The sequence below is a fragment of the Evtepia sp. genome (assembly GCF_056797215.1).
Genome location: NZ_JBQILM010000009.1, coordinates 1 through 13,502, shown reverse-complemented (window position 1 = coordinate 13,502; position 13,502 = coordinate 1). Strand labels below are relative to the sequence as shown.

14 protein-coding genes and 1 pseudogene are annotated in these 13,502 nt (G+C 55.9%); 7 read left to right on the top strand and 8 right to left on the bottom strand.

Translation table 11 applies throughout. From position 1 onward, the window contains the following. Window positions 1-54: 54 nt before the first annotated feature. Window positions 55-1,539 (bottom strand): glutamate--tRNA ligase, encoded by a 1,485-nt coding sequence (gltX, locus tag ACTOZL_RS03360; protein ID WP_482476671.1) that lies wholly within the window; start codon window positions 1,537-1,539, stop codon window positions 55-57. A 149-nt stretch (window positions 1,540-1,688) separates the two neighbouring features. Next, window positions 1,689-3,179, bottom strand: a complete 1,491-nt coding sequence (locus tag ACTOZL_RS03355; RefSeq protein ID WP_482476670.1) for a glucosyltransferase domain-containing protein — start codon at window positions 3,177-3,179, stop codon at window positions 1,689-1,691. Window positions 3,180-3,446: 267 nt separating this feature from the next. Here ACTOZL_RS03355 and trpS point away from each other — a divergent pair, with 267 nt between their 5' ends. Genes trpS through ACTOZL_RS03335 form a run of 4 tightly spaced genes read left to right on the top strand, consistent with a single transcriptional unit; the run spans window position 3,447 to window position 7,486 of the window. Next, window positions 3,447-4,445, top strand: a complete 999-nt coding sequence (trpS, locus tag ACTOZL_RS03350; protein ID WP_482476669.1) for a tryptophan--tRNA ligase — start codon at window positions 3,447-3,449, stop codon at window positions 4,443-4,445. Between the two features lie 36 nt (window positions 4,446-4,481). Continuing rightward, window positions 4,482-5,639 (top strand): MraY family glycosyltransferase, encoded by a 1,158-nt coding sequence (locus ACTOZL_RS03345; RefSeq protein ID WP_482476668.1) that lies wholly within the window; start codon window positions 4,482-4,484, stop codon window positions 5,637-5,639. Beyond that, window positions 5,560-6,690: a non-hydrolyzing UDP-N-acetylglucosamine 2-epimerase gene (gene wecB, locus ACTOZL_RS03340; protein ID WP_482476706.1), complete on the top strand. Its 1,131-nt coding sequence runs from the start codon at window positions 5,560-5,562 to the stop codon at window positions 6,688-6,690. Before ACTOZL_RS03345 ends, wecB begins: the two co-directional genes overlap by 80 nt. A gap of 43 nt (window positions 6,691-6,733) precedes the next feature. Continuing rightward, window positions 6,734-7,486: a hypothetical protein gene (locus ACTOZL_RS03335; RefSeq protein ID WP_482476667.1), complete on the top strand. Its 753-nt coding sequence runs from the start codon at window positions 6,734-6,736 to the stop codon at window positions 7,484-7,486. On the opposite strand, the gene ACTOZL_RS03330 is transcribed toward ACTOZL_RS03335, so the two are convergent. From ACTOZL_RS03330 to ACTOZL_RS03320, 3 genes are read right to left on the bottom strand one after another with little or no spacing between them, the layout of a single operon-like run. Beyond that, a complete protein-coding gene (locus tag ACTOZL_RS03330) occupies window positions 7,439-7,741 on the bottom strand; it encodes a hypothetical protein (protein ID WP_482476666.1) in 303 nt (100 codons plus the stop codon). The two genes, ACTOZL_RS03335 and ACTOZL_RS03330, sit on opposite strands and share 48 nt — an antisense overlap. After that, window positions 7,734-8,111, bottom strand: a complete 378-nt coding sequence (locus ACTOZL_RS03325; protein WP_482476665.1) for a hypothetical protein — start codon at window positions 8,109-8,111, stop codon at window positions 7,734-7,736. The genes ACTOZL_RS03330 and ACTOZL_RS03325 overlap by 8 nt, the downstream gene beginning before the upstream one ends. A 37-nt stretch (window positions 8,112-8,148) precedes the next feature. Beyond that, a complete protein-coding gene (locus tag ACTOZL_RS03320; RefSeq protein WP_482476664.1) occupies window positions 8,149-8,421 on the bottom strand; it encodes a hypothetical protein in 273 nt (90 codons plus the stop codon). Between the two features lie 122 nt (window positions 8,422-8,543). Between ACTOZL_RS03320 and ACTOZL_RS03315 the strand changes: the two genes are divergently transcribed. Next, entirely contained in the window at window positions 8,544-9,176 is a 633-nt protein-coding gene (locus ACTOZL_RS03315) for a GyrI-like domain-containing protein (RefSeq protein ID WP_482476663.1), read from the top strand. 121 nt (window positions 9,177-9,297) lie between these two features. Beyond that, on the top strand, window positions 9,298-10,077 hold the full coding sequence (locus ACTOZL_RS03310) for a type III pantothenate kinase (protein ID WP_482476662.1): 780 nt from the start codon (window positions 9,298-9,300) through the stop codon (window positions 10,075-10,077). Window positions 10,078-10,138: 61 nt separating this feature from the next. Here the strand turns inward: ACTOZL_RS03310 and ACTOZL_RS03305 are convergent, their stop codons facing one another. Beyond that, window positions 10,139-10,786, bottom strand: coding sequence for an endonuclease III domain-containing protein (locus ACTOZL_RS03305; RefSeq protein ID WP_482476661.1), 648 nt, complete (start codon window positions 10,784-10,786; stop codon window positions 10,139-10,141). 188 nt (window positions 10,787-10,974) lie between these two features. Between ACTOZL_RS03305 and glyA the strand changes: the two genes are divergently transcribed. Then, complete coding sequence (glyA, locus tag ACTOZL_RS03300) at window positions 10,975-12,219, top strand: serine hydroxymethyltransferase (protein ID WP_482476660.1); 1,245 nt, start codon at window positions 10,975-10,977, stop codon at window positions 12,217-12,219. A gap of 160 nt (window positions 12,220-12,379) precedes the next feature. Here glyA and ACTOZL_RS03295 read toward each other — a convergent pair whose 3' ends face one another. Both ACTOZL_RS03295 and ACTOZL_RS03290 read right to left on the bottom strand, forming a co-directional pair. Continuing rightward, the gene (locus tag ACTOZL_RS03295) at window positions 12,380-13,333 is read right to left on the bottom strand and encodes an IS3 family transposase (protein WP_482476659.1); all 954 of its coding nucleotides are present in this window, start codon (window positions 13,331-13,333) and stop codon (window positions 12,380-12,382) included. Window positions 13,334-13,386: 53 nt separating this feature from the next. After that, a pseudogene (locus ACTOZL_RS03290) lies at window positions 13,387-13,502 on the bottom strand (transposase); the annotation flags it as partial.

Here is a 13,502-nt window from a genome sequence, read left to right as displayed (position 1 = left end):
CTTTTGTGTACAAAACATCCCGGCCATGCTCTGGCCGGGATGTTTGCCATTTTATTAAGTGTTGGGGGCCAACTGCTGGATGGCAACTTGGATGCGGCGAAGGGTTTCCTCTTTGCCTAAGATGTGGCACAGTTCCACGGCCCCGCCAGGGGTGGTGGGCTTGCCGGAGACTGCCACCCGGACAGGCCACATAATCCGCCCGTTTTTCAGGCCGTTGTCCTCAGCCAGTTTGATGAGGGTATCGTGGATGTGGTCAAAGGTCCAGTTGTCCAGGGCTTCTAGGACGGGGAGGGTCAACTCCAAGGCTTCCAAGGAGTTCTCCGGATTGGTCTTCATCTTTTTGTGGGTGTAAAGCTCGTTGGAGTAGTCTGGGAGGGTGTCGAAGAAGTCCACCATGGGGGGGATTTCTGTCAGGGTATCCAGGCGGGTCTGAAGCAGAGGGGCCACCAGGGAAAGGTCAATGCTGGGGGTGTGGATGCCTTCCTTGAGATAGGGCTCCGCCACAGCCAGGAATGCTTCGGGGGAGAGGTTCTTGATATAGCTGCTGTTGAAATACTTCAACTTTTCCAAGTCGAAGATGGCGGGGGACTTGGAAATGCCGGTGATATCAAAGGCGGCTACCAGTTCATCCAGGGAGAAAAACTCCTGTTCTGCCAGCTCTCCCCGGGGGGACCAGCCCAAGAGGGCCACATAGTTGAGGATTGCGTCGGTGAGATAGCCCTGGCTGCGCAAGTCCTCGTAGGAGGGGTCGCCGTGGCGCTTGGACATTTTATTCTGGGCGTCCCGCATCACAGGGGAACAGTGGATATAGGTGGGGATCTCCCAGCCGAAGGCCTCATACAACAGGTTGTACTTCGGGGAGGAGGCCAGGTATTCGCTGCCACGGACCACGTGGGTGATGCCCATGAGATGGTCGTCCACCACGTTGGCGAAGTTATAGGTGGGCAAGCCGTCCCGCTTCAGCAGGACTTGGTCGTCCAGGGTGCTGTTCTCCACGGTGATCTCGCCGAAGCACACGTCCTGGAAGCTGGTGTTTCCCTCCAGGGGGATTTTTTGACGGATGACATAGGGCATACCAGCGGAAAGCTTGGCCGTTACCTCCTGGGGAGTCAGGGAACGGCAGGGGTCCTCTGTCCGCTGGAAAGCGTCGCCGTCCTCCTCCGTTTTCTCACAAAAACAGTGGTAGGCATGGCCTTTTTCCACCAGAAGCTGTGCATACTTGCCATAAAAGCCCCGGCGCTCAGTTTGGATGTAAGGGCCCACAGGGCCGCCTACATCGGGGCCCTCATCGTGGGTGAGGCCACACTCGTTCATGGTGCGGTAGATGAGCTCTGTTGCGCCCTCCACTTGACGGGATTGGTCGGTATCTTCCAGGCGGAAGATAAAGACGCCCTTGTTTTTCCGGGCGATGAGCCAGGTGTAGAGTGCGGTGCGTAGATTGCCCACATGCATGTAGCCGGTGGGCGAAGGTGCGAAGCGGGTGCGGACGGTCCCGGTGGGGATGCGTGCCTCCATTTCGTCAAACCAGGTCATATCCATAGGGAATGCCCTCCATTTCAACTTGTCGTTTTCTTTCCTACACATTCTAAAATTTACAGCTGGAAATGTCAAGGCTTATCCCTGATTCATGGGGAAGGGGGGAGAAAAGTTTCCGCGCTGCGGGCAAAAGCCAACAGCGCGGAAGTGCGTTACGAAGGGAATCCATTGGAGGGGTCTGCCAGTTTGACCACTACAACATTGTCAATCATCTGGATAGCGCCCTCGTTGGGGAAGTTGGGCATGGCCTGTACCTCTGGCATGTCCTCAAATCGGTCGGAGTCTGTCAGCAACAAGGGGTAGTTGAGGTATTGGGTCAGATAATGGCTCAGGCTATAGGTGGCGGCGTAATTTTTCCATAGGCCTGTAGAATTTTGCAGCTCTGGGAAGAGGGCAGAACCGTGGTTGAGATAGCTGTTGTCACAGAGCATCCCGACAAAGGTAACAGAGGTTTCGCCGGGTATATAACCTTCTGTGCGCTCAATGCGGTCGATCACGCGGGAGGCCAAGGCGATGGTGGCACTTTTCTCCAAGTCCTTTTTTAGATATGCCTGGTTGGCAAAGACAAAATGCTGCCACAGAACCAGGCAAAGGGAGAGGGCCGCCGCACTGCGCAGTACCGTTCCCCAGGGCAAGTGGAAGCGGGGCTCCCGGAAAACCACCAGAAGGACATACAGCAGTTCAAAGCCGTAGCCTGTCAGCCGTGTGGAACCTGAGGGGAAGAGGATACGGTCCAGTTGAAAAACAGTGGGAAGGAGCAGGACCATTACCACCATTAAAACTTTCCCACCAATAGAGCAAGTAGGATCCCGCAGCAGTCCAATCAACCGCCAAGCCAGCAGGAGCAGGACCGCAGCGTGGACGACAACCATCAGGGTAGATAGGATATAGTTACTAAAAAATAGATCATGGAAATAGTCGCGGTTTGCGTCCCAAACCATTTGGAACAACATGCCCAGTCCCTGGCCAAGGACGGACTCTTCCAGGCGTGCCATTGTCACCTGAAAGGCGATGCAGAAGATATGCCAAATGATATAGTATAAAACAAAGGCTGCCGCCAGCAAGGCTATCTGGATTAGCCCCCAGCGGATCACAGTGGGGACAGGTTCCTTCTCCAAAAGGCGCTGGAATACGGACAGAAAACACAGGGCTACCGCTACGGTGAAATAGGACTGGTAGATAGACAGGGAAACCACCAAGGGGATTAGGCCAAGCAAGGCCTGCTTCCCGCCCCGGTCGAAGAGATACGCTGCCAGTACAGCGGTAAACAGGGCGAAAGCGTAGGTGTCCATGCAATAGATATAACTGGCGCCGGTTAACGTGAGAGACAGGTTTGCACATTGAAGCGCACTGATGAGCACCGCGCCAGAGATCGTGCGGACCCGGAACAGGCGAACTAGGAGCAGGGAGGTCAAGCACATCCAGAAAATGTAGAGTACGCCCACCACCCAGGGAACGCATACGCCTCCTTTGATGATATCATACAGCGGGATAGCAAAGCGGCCTCGTTCGGCATAGTAACTGAGAAGCTCACGGCTAAAAACCATCTCAATGTTGAGAGAATCGTGAGAAAACATCTCGTTCATAAATAAAAAGCCGTGGAACAACAACGAAAAGCCGATGGATGCACATAGGGTTGCCAAGGCGGTCCTCTTTTCGTTGTGATTCCACTGGGATATGAGGGAGAAATTCATGGAAATCCCTACTTTCACCAATTTTAATAGAGTAAGATTAACATATATTGATGAAAAATTCAACAGATTTTAGGGGACAGCTTTTCTTTTCCCGGCGATTGGCTATAATCATTGCATAGAGGTGTAACTTGTGGTAAAATACGAGAAATACAATGTTTGCCTGAACTTTTATACTTACATGGTTATCGGCGCAGGGCCCTGCGCCTGGAGGGTTTTATGGAACAGAACAAAAAGACCATTTTCAGTGGAATTCAGCCCAGCGGAAAAATCACCTTGGGCAACTACTTAGGGGCGCTGCGCAACTGGCCCACGTTTCAAGATGCCTACAATGCGATCTATAGCGTGGTGGATGAGCACTCCATCACCGTGCGGCAAAACCCCGCTGAGCTGCGGCGGCAGACCTTGGAGCTCTATGCCCAGCTCATTGCCTGCGGCCTGGACCCGGAGAAGAGCACCATCTTCATCCAGTCCCATGTGACCCAGCATGCGGAGCTCGCCTGGGTGCTGAACTGTTATACCATGTTCGGGGAATTGAGCCGGATGACCCAATTTAAGGATAAATCTGCCACCCATGCGGACAATATCAATGGGGGGCTCTTTACCTATCCCGTCCTGATGGCGGCGGATATCCTGCTCTATCAGGCGAATCTTGTGCCGGTGGGGGAGGACCAGCGCCAGCATGTGGAACTGGCCCGGAACATCGCCCAGCGTTTCAACGGTGTGTATGGGGATGTGTTCGCTATGCCAGAGGCCTACATCCCGCCGGTGGGGGCCCGGGTCATGTCTTTGAGTGAACCGGAAAAGAAGATGAGCAAGTCCAGTGAGAATGAGAACTCTTACATCTTGGTGATGGACAAGCCGGAAGATATCATGCGTAAGTTCAAACGGGCCGTGACCGACAGCGAGGGCGGCGTCTACCGTTCCCCGGAAAAGCCTGGCGTTTCCAACCTCATTGAGATTTACGCTGCGGTGACAGGGGAGAGCCCGGAAAAGGTGGAGGAGAGCTTCTCCGGCCAAGGCTATGGCGCTTTCAAGCCCGCTGTGGGCGAGGCTGTGGTAGAGGCCCTGCGCCCCATCCGGGAGGAGACGGAGCGACTGCTCAAGGATAAGGCTTATCTGGAAAGCCTCTACCGTCAGGGTGCGGAGAAGGCGGCAGCCATGGCGGCCCGGACACTCCGTAAGGTCCACAAGAAGGTGGGTTTTGTCTCCCGATGACTCCGGGAGAGAGCATAGCGCAAAGGAGTTTCAATCATGTTAATCGAACTGCCGGTGATTACGCGGATCGCAGCGGCCCTTGGGGTTGCGCTGCTGATCTCTTTTATCGCCACGCCTGTTGTAAAAGCCCTGGCCCAAAAGATGGGGGCTGTGGATGTCCCCAAAGATGGCCGCAGGATGCACGACCATCCCATCCCCCGGATGGGCGGCTTGGCCATCTTCTTTGGATTCCTTCTCAGTACCTTACTGTTTGTGCCCATGTCCCAATCCCTGCGGGGGATGCTGCTGGGGGGTATCATCATCGTGATCTTGGGGATGCTGGATGATATCTATGCCCTCCCGGCGCTGCCCAAGCTGTTGGTGCAGATCTTCGCGGCGCTGGTGGCGGTGCTTCATGGGAACGTGATCCAGGTGCTTTCCAACCCCAATATTTTTAGCAGCAACCCCTATTGGACCCTTGGAATTTGGGCCATCCCGGTGACAGTGATTTGGATCGTGGCCATCACCAACGCCGTCAATCTCATTGATGGGCTGGACGGCTTGGCGGTGGGGGTGGCTACCATCAGTTCCCTGACCATGCTGGTGATAGCGATGCTGGTCAGTGACGGCCTGGTGGCCCTGATGATGGCGGCACTGGCTGGGGGATGCATTGGGTTCATGCCCTATAACTTAAACCCCGCCAAGATATTCATGGGGGATACGGGCTCGACTTTCTTGGGTTTTATCCTGGCTACGGCTTCCATTCAAGGCCTGTTTAAGTTTTACACTATCGTGTCCTTTGCGGTGCCCTTCCTCATGCTGGGCCTGCCGTTGTTTGACACCTGTTTTGCCATCCTGCGCCGGGTGGCCAAGGGGCAGAACCCCATGTCCCCGGATAGAAGCCACGTCCACCACCGGCTCATTGATGTGGGCTTTAATCAAAAGCAAGCGGTGGCGATTCTATATATCATCAGTGCGATCCTAGGCTTATCTGCTGTGGTACTCACCACCAGCGGGGCCTTAAAGGCCATGGCGTTGCTGTGTGCCCTGTGCTTTGCCGGGGCTATTGCTGCCAAAATATCCATCGGCCATGCAGAAAAAGAGGAAGAAAAGGAGGTGCAGGCAGTTGAAAGTCATGACGATCTTCGGGACACGCCCGGAGGCAGTGAAGATGGCGCCCCTGGTGAAGGAGCTGGAGAGCAGGACGGAGATTGAGAGCCGCTGCTGCATCACTGCCCAACACCGGGAGATGCTGGACGATGTGCTGCACCTGTTTTCCATCACACCAGACCACGACCTGAACATTATGGAAGCCCGCCAGAGCTTGTACACCATTACCAGCAAATGCCTGTTGGGGTTAGAGACGGTGTTTTCCCAAGAGAAACCGGATTTGGTGCTGGTCCATGGGGATACCTCTACCACCTTTTCCGGAGCCTTGGCGGCCTTTTATCAAAAAATCCCTGTGGGTCATGTGGAGGCTGGCCTGCGTACCTGGGACCGCTACTCGCCCTTTCCGGAGGAGATGAACCGTACCCTGGTGGGGGACTTGGCAAAGTTCCACTTTTGTCCCACAGTCTCCAACCGGAAAAATCTGGCGGTAGAGGGAATCCGAGACGGAGTGTTCGTCACAGGGAATACTGTCATCGACGCCCTGAAAACCACCGTCCAGGAAACATATCGTTTCCGCACAGAGCTATTGAATACCCTGGATTACAAGGGGAAACAGATCATCCTGGTGACCTGCCACCGCAGGGAAAACTATGGCCAACCCATGACCAACATCATGCAGGCCTTGCGCCGGGTGGCGGAGGACTTTCCCCAGGTGGAACTGGTCTATCCGGTGCATTTGTCCCCGGTGGTGAGCCAGGCGGCCCAGACCTATCTGGGAGGACACGAGCGCATCCACCTTATTGATCCCCTTACCCCAGACGAGATGCACAATTTAATGGCCCGGGCCAGTTTTGTGATGACGGATTCCGGCGGGCTCCAGGAGGAGGCCCCCGCTTTGGGCCGTCCTGTGCTGGTCCTGCGCCGGGAGACAGAGCGCCCGGAGGCTGTGGATGCCGGGACCGTTTTACTGGCCGGGACTGAGGAGGCAGCGGTTTATCAACACGCAGCCCGTTTGCTCACTGACCAAGAGGCGTACAAGCAAATGGCCCAGGCAGTGAACCCCTACGGGGATGGCCATGCCTGCCGCCGGATTGTAGACGCAATCTTGTGGTCTGCTGGACTGCGGGAGGAAAAACCAGAGGAATTTTCAGTGTAAAGTCTAAAGTATTGCATGGGCAGAGCACGGTGGGAGGGTGTAGATGGAAAAGAAATATCAAACGGTTCTGATTACCGCCATCGCCCTTACGGTGTTTGCCGCAGTCTTTGTGAGCTTTGGCTTGCCTGCCCTGGGGGGAACCCCGAAAGTGACCCTGCCAGATATCAACCAGGATGCCGCAGGGGAGACGGAATTTCTTCCGGTGGAGGTCACTCCAGAGACGGTACAGAGCGTGATCGGGACTCTCTCACGCCCAGAGGCTTACCACCGGGAGACCCAGATCAACTATTATTGGCATTCTGGCAACCAGAGTGGCAGTACCACCTGCGCTGTGGAGATTTGGGCAGATGGCAGCTATGTCAAGACAGAGCTACGCCCCACCAACGGCAGTGTGGAGCACCGGCTGGTGGGGAATGGGAAGCTCTGCATCTGGTATGCAGGGGACAACAACTGGAAGGAGATGGCCGCGCCAGAGGGCGGCGGTGACCTTGCCCAGCGCTTGCCCACCTACGAAGATGTCTTGCAGTTGGACCCCACGGAGATTACTGCGGCGGGGTATGAAACCAAGGACAATATAGATTGTATTTATGTACAGGTCTGTCCGGCGGGGCTGGATACGTTGGACTGCTATTGGATCGAAACGGCCACAGGCTTGCTCTACCGGGCAGAGACCTGGGAGGGGGGGGCCTTGGCCTACGAGATGGTGCAGACAAGCCTTCAGCCATTGGAAGAGGGCGTGCGCTTTGCGTTACCCGATGGGACCGTCCTCCACACCAGCGCTGCCGTCGGGCAATAGGAAGATGGCGGCCAGGGCCAAGAGGAGAACGGAGTCGAACTTGTCTCCCTCCCGCAGCAAAAGAAAGAGGATCAGCAGAAGCAGCAGGTCCCCGGATTCCAGCTTGCCCAACCCCAGCTTTTGCAACAAACCGCTCAAGCCCCCCAGCACGCCCGTTTCCTTAGGGGGTGGCTTTTGGACTTGTTCTGATCCCGGGGTTGTTTCCTCCGGGATCTTTTCATAGGGTTCGCAACCGGGGATGTAGGCGTTATACATGGAGTTCCCCCTCCTTCCAAAGCAGGTAGGCCTGCCGGGCGGCGGTGGACATCCCAGCCAGACGGATGGCCCGGTCTAGCTTGCGCTGCTGTGCGCTCCGCAGGAAGGGCCGCAGTGCAGTGAGTAGGGCAATCGCCTCCTGCTTGCTCTGCCCACTGGACTGGAACAGCTCCAACAGTGTGCCCAGATGGCCCAGCAATTCCATGTTCATCAGAGGGGGGAGGACTTCGGGCTCTGTTGCTTCCTCCGAACCTTCAGAAGGGGGAGAGGGGGCGAGATCGCCCCCAAGCTTACCCGCCAGGGCCATGATCTGGCCCATGGCGTCGGGATCAGCCAATAGGCTGTTCAATGCTTCTTCAAAGTCGGCCATGGGAACGTTCCCTCCTTTCCCCCAAAGTTGTGGAAACTTACTGTCTGTTCATGATATGGTTCAGCCGGTCCATGGCCTTTCCTGCGTCAGCATTTTGGGACAGCTCCGCCAGGATCCCACTGAGGGCACTGGGGTCACCCTTGAGCGCAGATTGGGCCGCGGCCTGGAGCCGGTTGGCGTCCTTGGACTGCAAGACCTTTAAGATCTGCTGGGCATCTGGACTGTTCAACGCCTGGCGAAGGGACGCGTTGCTGTTGATGAGCTTTTGGGCCTCTTTGGCCGCATCATGGGGGGTAGATGGTTGGCGCATAGTCGCTTTCCTCCTATTTGGGTTACCACAGTATATGTGTGCCGCCGCCGCTGTGTGACAAGAGAAACTACCCTGGATTTGTAATGGATGGAAAAATCCAGGCATAAAAAGGAGGGGCTTCCATGCCATTTGACTTTAAAAAGGAATATAAGGAATTTTACCTGCCCAAACGCAGGCCGGAAATTGTAGAGGTGCCACCCATGAACTACATTGCGGTGAGGGGCAGCGGCGATCCCAACCAGGAGGACGGTGCCTACAAGCAGGCGGTAGGCGTGCTCTATGGGGTGGCGTATACCTTGAAAATGAGTAAAAAGAGCGGTTACCAAATTGAGGGCTTTTTTGAATATGTGGTCCCGCCCCTGGAGGGCTTTTGGTGGCAGGAGGGCAAAACGGGGGTGGACTATGCCGACAAGTCTGGCTTCCAATGGATTGCCATGATCCGTTTGCCGGATTTTGTGACCCGTGAGAATTTCGCATGGGCTGTGTCAGAAGCGGAACGAAAGAAGAAGCTGGACTGCTCTTCCGCAGAGTTTTTGACAGTGGAAGAAGGCCTGTGCGTCCAGATCATGCACCTGGGGCCCTACGACAGCGAGCCAGAGACGGTGGCCCAGATGGATGCATACCTGGCAGAGCAAGGGTATGAGAACGATTTGTCTGAGACGCGCCGGCACCATGAGATTTACCTCTCTGACCCCCGAAGGGCCGCACCAGAGAAGTGGAAGACGGTGATCCGCCATCCCATCAAAAAGAGATAAGCCAGGGGGAGAATCCGTCGAAAAAATTGGGCTGGAAAAACCCCTTGGAATATGCTATGATAAACAGGCTTTCGGCTTGCCTAAAAGCCGGAATTGATTTGGGGACGGGGAGGAAACGGCTGTGCTGCTGGCGATTGACGTGGGAAACACCAACATGGTGTTTGGACTTTTGGAAGGGGACAAGCTGCTGGGCAGCTTCCGGCTGATGACGGATGCCAACAAGACCTCTGACGAGATCGGGTTGACGGTATGCGAATATTTCCGGCGCTTCGACCTGGACATGGACCAGGTCTGTGACATCATCGTTGCCTCTGTGGTACCCCAGGTGATGTACACCCTGACCAACGCCATTGCGAAATATTTTGGCAAGCGGCCTATCATCGTAGATGAGGACGTTTCCTCGGATATCCACTATGAGGGGGATGAACGCTTGGGCTCTGACCGGGCCGTGGCCTGTGTGGCGGCCATTGCCAAGTATGGCAAACCCTTGGTGGTGCTGGACTTCGGCACCGCCACCACTGTGGATGCTGTGAATCACCAGGGGACTTACCTGGGGGGATGTATCCTGGCGGGGCTGCGGGTCTCCACCGACGCTCTATTCCAGCGGGCAGCCATGCTTCCCAGGATCGAGCTGGACCACCCAGGCACCGTTTTGGGACAGAACACAGTCAGCCAGATTCAGGCGGGCTCTGTGGTGGGCTATATCGGGGCCATTGAGTATCTCATCCGCCAGACCAAAGAGGAGATGGGCTACGGGCCGGACATTAAGGTGGTGGCCACTGGGGGGCTGGCAAGGCTCATTGCCGATAATACGGACCTCATCGACGTAGTAGACAGCCAGCTCATTTTGGATGGCCTGCGGATTATCTATGAACGGTATAAAAATCAGGAACAAGAATAAAAGGAATGCGCCGGAAGAGAGCTTCTCTTGCCGGCGCATTTAGGGTTTTAGGACGTTGCAATCAATCTTCTCCACTGGTGGAGAAGTGGTCGCACCAAGGCCGCAGGGTACAGCTGGGGCAATCTGGGCGACGGGCCCGGCAGACGGCACGGCCGTGGAGCACCATCCGGTGGCAGAAGTCGTTGGACTCCTCAGGAGGCAGGCAGGCGCGCAGTTGCTTCTCCGTTTTGCCTGGATCCTTGGTGCCGTCAGTGAGCCCCAAGAGGCCCGTGATGCGGATGCAGTGGGTGTCCGCCACCACCACACCGGGCGTGTTGTGTACATCCCCCAGGATCAGATTGGCTGTTTTACGGCCCACGCCAGGCAGGCGCAGCAGTTCTTCCATGGTGGCGGGGACCTTCCCGCCATACTCTGCAATCAGCATCCGGGAGGCCAGAACGATGTCCTTGGCTTTGGCCCGGAAAAAGCCGCAGGAGTGGATGTAGGGTTCCACGTCGGTTGGCTCCGCCTGGGCTAGGGCCTCTAAGGTGGGGAACGCGGCGAAAAGGGCAGGGGTGACCTGATTGACCCGCTCGTCGGTGCATTGGGCAGAGAGGCGGGTAGCAAAGAGCAGCTCGTAATCCTTTTCGTACTCCAGGGAGCAGATCCCCAGGGGATAGAGGGCTTTCAATTCTTCAATGATGGCACAGATCTCTTCCGATGTTTTCATAGGATAGCTTCCTTCTGGATAGATTCAGCAAATTTGCTGTGTTTACAACACGATTATACCATAAACCTGGAAATTCGTCATTTGATTTTTCAGAGATTTAGAGTATAATATATCCAGGAAAAACAAGGAACGCCCCGCTTTCACTGCTCCGGTGGGGAGGCGGCAACCAAACAAAAGGAGAGAATATCGTGGTCAAAAATGTCATTGATTTCCTAATCCAGCAGGACCCCGAGGTGGGCAACGCCGTCAAGGCGGAGTACGACCGCCAGCGGCGGAATATTGAGCTCATCGCCTCGGAGAACTTCGTCAGCGAAGCAGTCCTGGCGGCGGCTTCCACCGTCCTGACCAACAAGTATGCCGAGGGCTATCCCGGCAAGCGCTACTATGGCGGCTGCGAGTGTGTGGACGTGGTGGAGGAGTTGGCCCGGGAGCGGGCCAAGAAGCTCTTCGGTGCGGACCATGCCAACGTCCAGCCCCACAGCGGTGCTTCCGCCAACTTCGCAGTGTATCAGGCCCTGTGCAAGATCGGCGACACTGTGATGGGCATGAACCTGGACAACGGTGGACACCTGACCCATGGCAGCCCCGTGAACTACTCTGGCCTCAACTATAACATCGTCCCCTACGGTGTGGACCCCAAGACCCACCGCATCGACTACGACCAGGTTCGGGACCTGGCTAAGAAGAACAAGCCCAAGATGATTGTGGCCGGTGCCTCCGCTTATCCCCGCATCATTGACTTTAAGGCATTCCGGGAGATTGCCGACGAGGTGGGGGCTTACCTCTTCGTGGATATGGCCCATATTGCTGGCTTGGTGGCTGCGGGCCTGCATCCCTCACCTGTGCCCTATGCACACGTGGTCACCACTACCACCCATAAGACGCTCCGGGGTCCCAGAGGCGGCGTGATTCTCTGCACCGAGGATTTGGCAAAGCAGATTGACAAGGCCATCTTCCCCGGCTCCCAGGGTGGTCCTCTGATGCACATCATCACTGCCAAGGCCGTGGCCTTCGGAGAAGCGCTGAAGCCGGAGTTCAAGACTTACCAGGAGCAGGTAATCAAGAATGCTTCTGCCTTGGCCCAGAGCCTGATGGATGCTGGGTTCCAGCTGGTGTCCGGTGGTACTGACAACCATCTGATGCTGGTAGACCTGCGCCCGGCCAACATCACCGGCAAGGAGATGGAAAAGCGCCTGGATCAGGTGAACATCACCGTCAACAAGAACACCATCCCCGACGACCCCCAGTCTCCCTTCGTCACCAGCGGAATTCGCGTGGGTGTCCCCGCCGCCACCAGCCGTGGCCTGCGGGAGGAGGATATGGAGGCTTTGGGCAAGCTGATTTGGCAGACTGCCACAGAATTTGATACCAAGCAGGACGAGATCCGCGCTGGTGTGGCGGCCATCACTTCCAAGTATCCTATGTATGAGTAATCTTTGTTGAATAGACAGCAAGCATCCCCCGGCCTTGCCGGGGGATGTGCATTAAAATGTACCCCAGAACAAGGACACGATATTTTGAGCTCTTCCCAATAAAACGGACACAAAAACCGAGGAAAAAACGGAATGATTCGTAGAGTATTCGCAACAGCGGTTAAGCAGCTGAGCTGCACAGCTTATCCTCGAAACGAGAGGGGGAAATCCAACCCAGGGCAGAGTGCGGGCGGAAAGTATTATAGAACGTTTCCAAATAGGCGAACACATCGCACTGCGCCGCAGCTCTGGTCGGATAGTGCCTTAGGTGGATCAGCTCACACTTGAGGCAGCTGAAGAAACTCTCAGCAGCGGCGTTGTCATAGGGGTCCCCTCTGCGGGACATGCTCTGGCGGATGCCATAGGTTTCCAAGCGTTCCCGGTAGGCCTTGGAGGCATACTGCACGCCCCGGTCACTATGAAAGATCAGACCTTTTGGCGGCTTGCGGCGGCGGTAAGCCATGTCCAGGGCGGCCAGCGTGAGCTGAGTGTCAATCCGATCTGAGAATGCGTAGCCCACGATTTTTCTGGTACATAGATCTTTCACGATGGCTAGGTAAAGCCAGCCTTCCCCGGTGGGAATGTACGTGATATCACCCACCCAAGCCTGGTCGGGACGCGGGAAGGCAAAGTTACGCATCAATAGATTGGGTGCAATGGGGTGGTCGTGATTGGACTTTGTGGTAGACTTGTAGGCCCGACGCCTGGCCGAAGAGATGCCGATCAGTCGCATTTGCCGGTGTACCCGCTTGCGGGAGCAGCCAAATTCCGGCTTCAGAAGGTGGTACAAGCTGTCCAGCCCCATGGTGGGGTATTTTTCGTGTAATTCCACCAGCTGCCGTCTGAAAGCTTGGTTGCGCCGGATGCGCTGCTGCTCCCGGTTGAGACGGCTTGCCTGTCCCATCTGAATCCCTGAAGCCTTCAGCCAGTTGCGCAGTGTGTCGATGCAGATCCCCAATTCTTTGGCTGCTTCTTTGGGCTGCCGCCCCTGCTCTGTCACCATGCGCACCGCGCCTGCGTTGAAGTCCTCATCGTACCGTGGTGGTGTTCCCTTTTTTCTCTTTTTCTCTTCCATACTTTTCTGCTCCCTTCCTTTCCAGTTTACGACTGATTCCTCTGCCCGTCAATACGGGTATGGGGGCAATGGACATATGCTCTCTTGTTCAGCTCACTGATGGTTGCCGGTGATACCTTGCTCCCCCACAACGCCTCCGTGATGTCTTCCACTCGGCGGACGGACACTC

What these genes read in the sequence shown, in the direction of transcription:
- gltX (WP_482476671.1), bottom strand. Translation starts at nt 1,539, where the DNA reads ATGGATATGACCTGGTTTGACGAAATGGAGGCACGCATCCCCACCGGG.
- trpS (WP_482476669.1), top strand. Translation starts at nt 3,447, where the DNA reads ATGGAACAGAACAAAAAGACCATTTTCAGTGGAATTCAGCCCAGCGGA.
- ACTOZL_RS03345 (WP_482476668.1), top strand. Translation starts at nt 4,482, where the DNA reads ATGTTAATCGAACTGCCGGTGATTACGCGGATCGCAGCGGCCCTTGGG.
- wecB (WP_482476706.1), top strand. Translation starts at nt 5,560, where the DNA reads ATGACGATCTTCGGGACACGCCCGGAGGCAGTGAAGATGGCGCCCCTG.
- ACTOZL_RS03335 (WP_482476667.1), top strand. Translation starts at nt 6,734, where the DNA reads ATGGAAAAGAAATATCAAACGGTTCTGATTACCGCCATCGCCCTTACG.
- ACTOZL_RS03330 (WP_482476666.1), bottom strand. Translation starts at nt 7,741, where the DNA reads ATGTATAACGCCTACATCCCCGGTTGCGAACCCTATGAAAAGATCCCG.
- ACTOZL_RS03325 (WP_482476665.1), bottom strand. Translation starts at nt 8,111, where the DNA reads ATGGCCGACTTTGAAGAAGCATTGAACAGCCTATTGGCTGATCCCGAC.
- ACTOZL_RS03320 (WP_482476664.1), bottom strand. Translation starts at nt 8,421, where the DNA reads ATGCGCCAACCATCTACCCCCCATGATGCGGCCAAAGAGGCCCAAAAG.
- ACTOZL_RS03315 (WP_482476663.1), top strand. Translation starts at nt 8,544, where the DNA reads ATGCCATTTGACTTTAAAAAGGAATATAAGGAATTTTACCTGCCCAAA.
- ACTOZL_RS03305 (WP_482476661.1), bottom strand. Translation starts at nt 10,786, where the DNA reads ATGAAAACATCGGAAGAGATCTGTGCCATCATTGAAGAATTGAAAGCC.
- ACTOZL_RS03295 (WP_482476659.1), bottom strand. Translation starts at nt 13,333, where the DNA reads ATGGAAGAGAAAAAGAGAAAAAAGGGAACACCACCACGGTACGATGAG.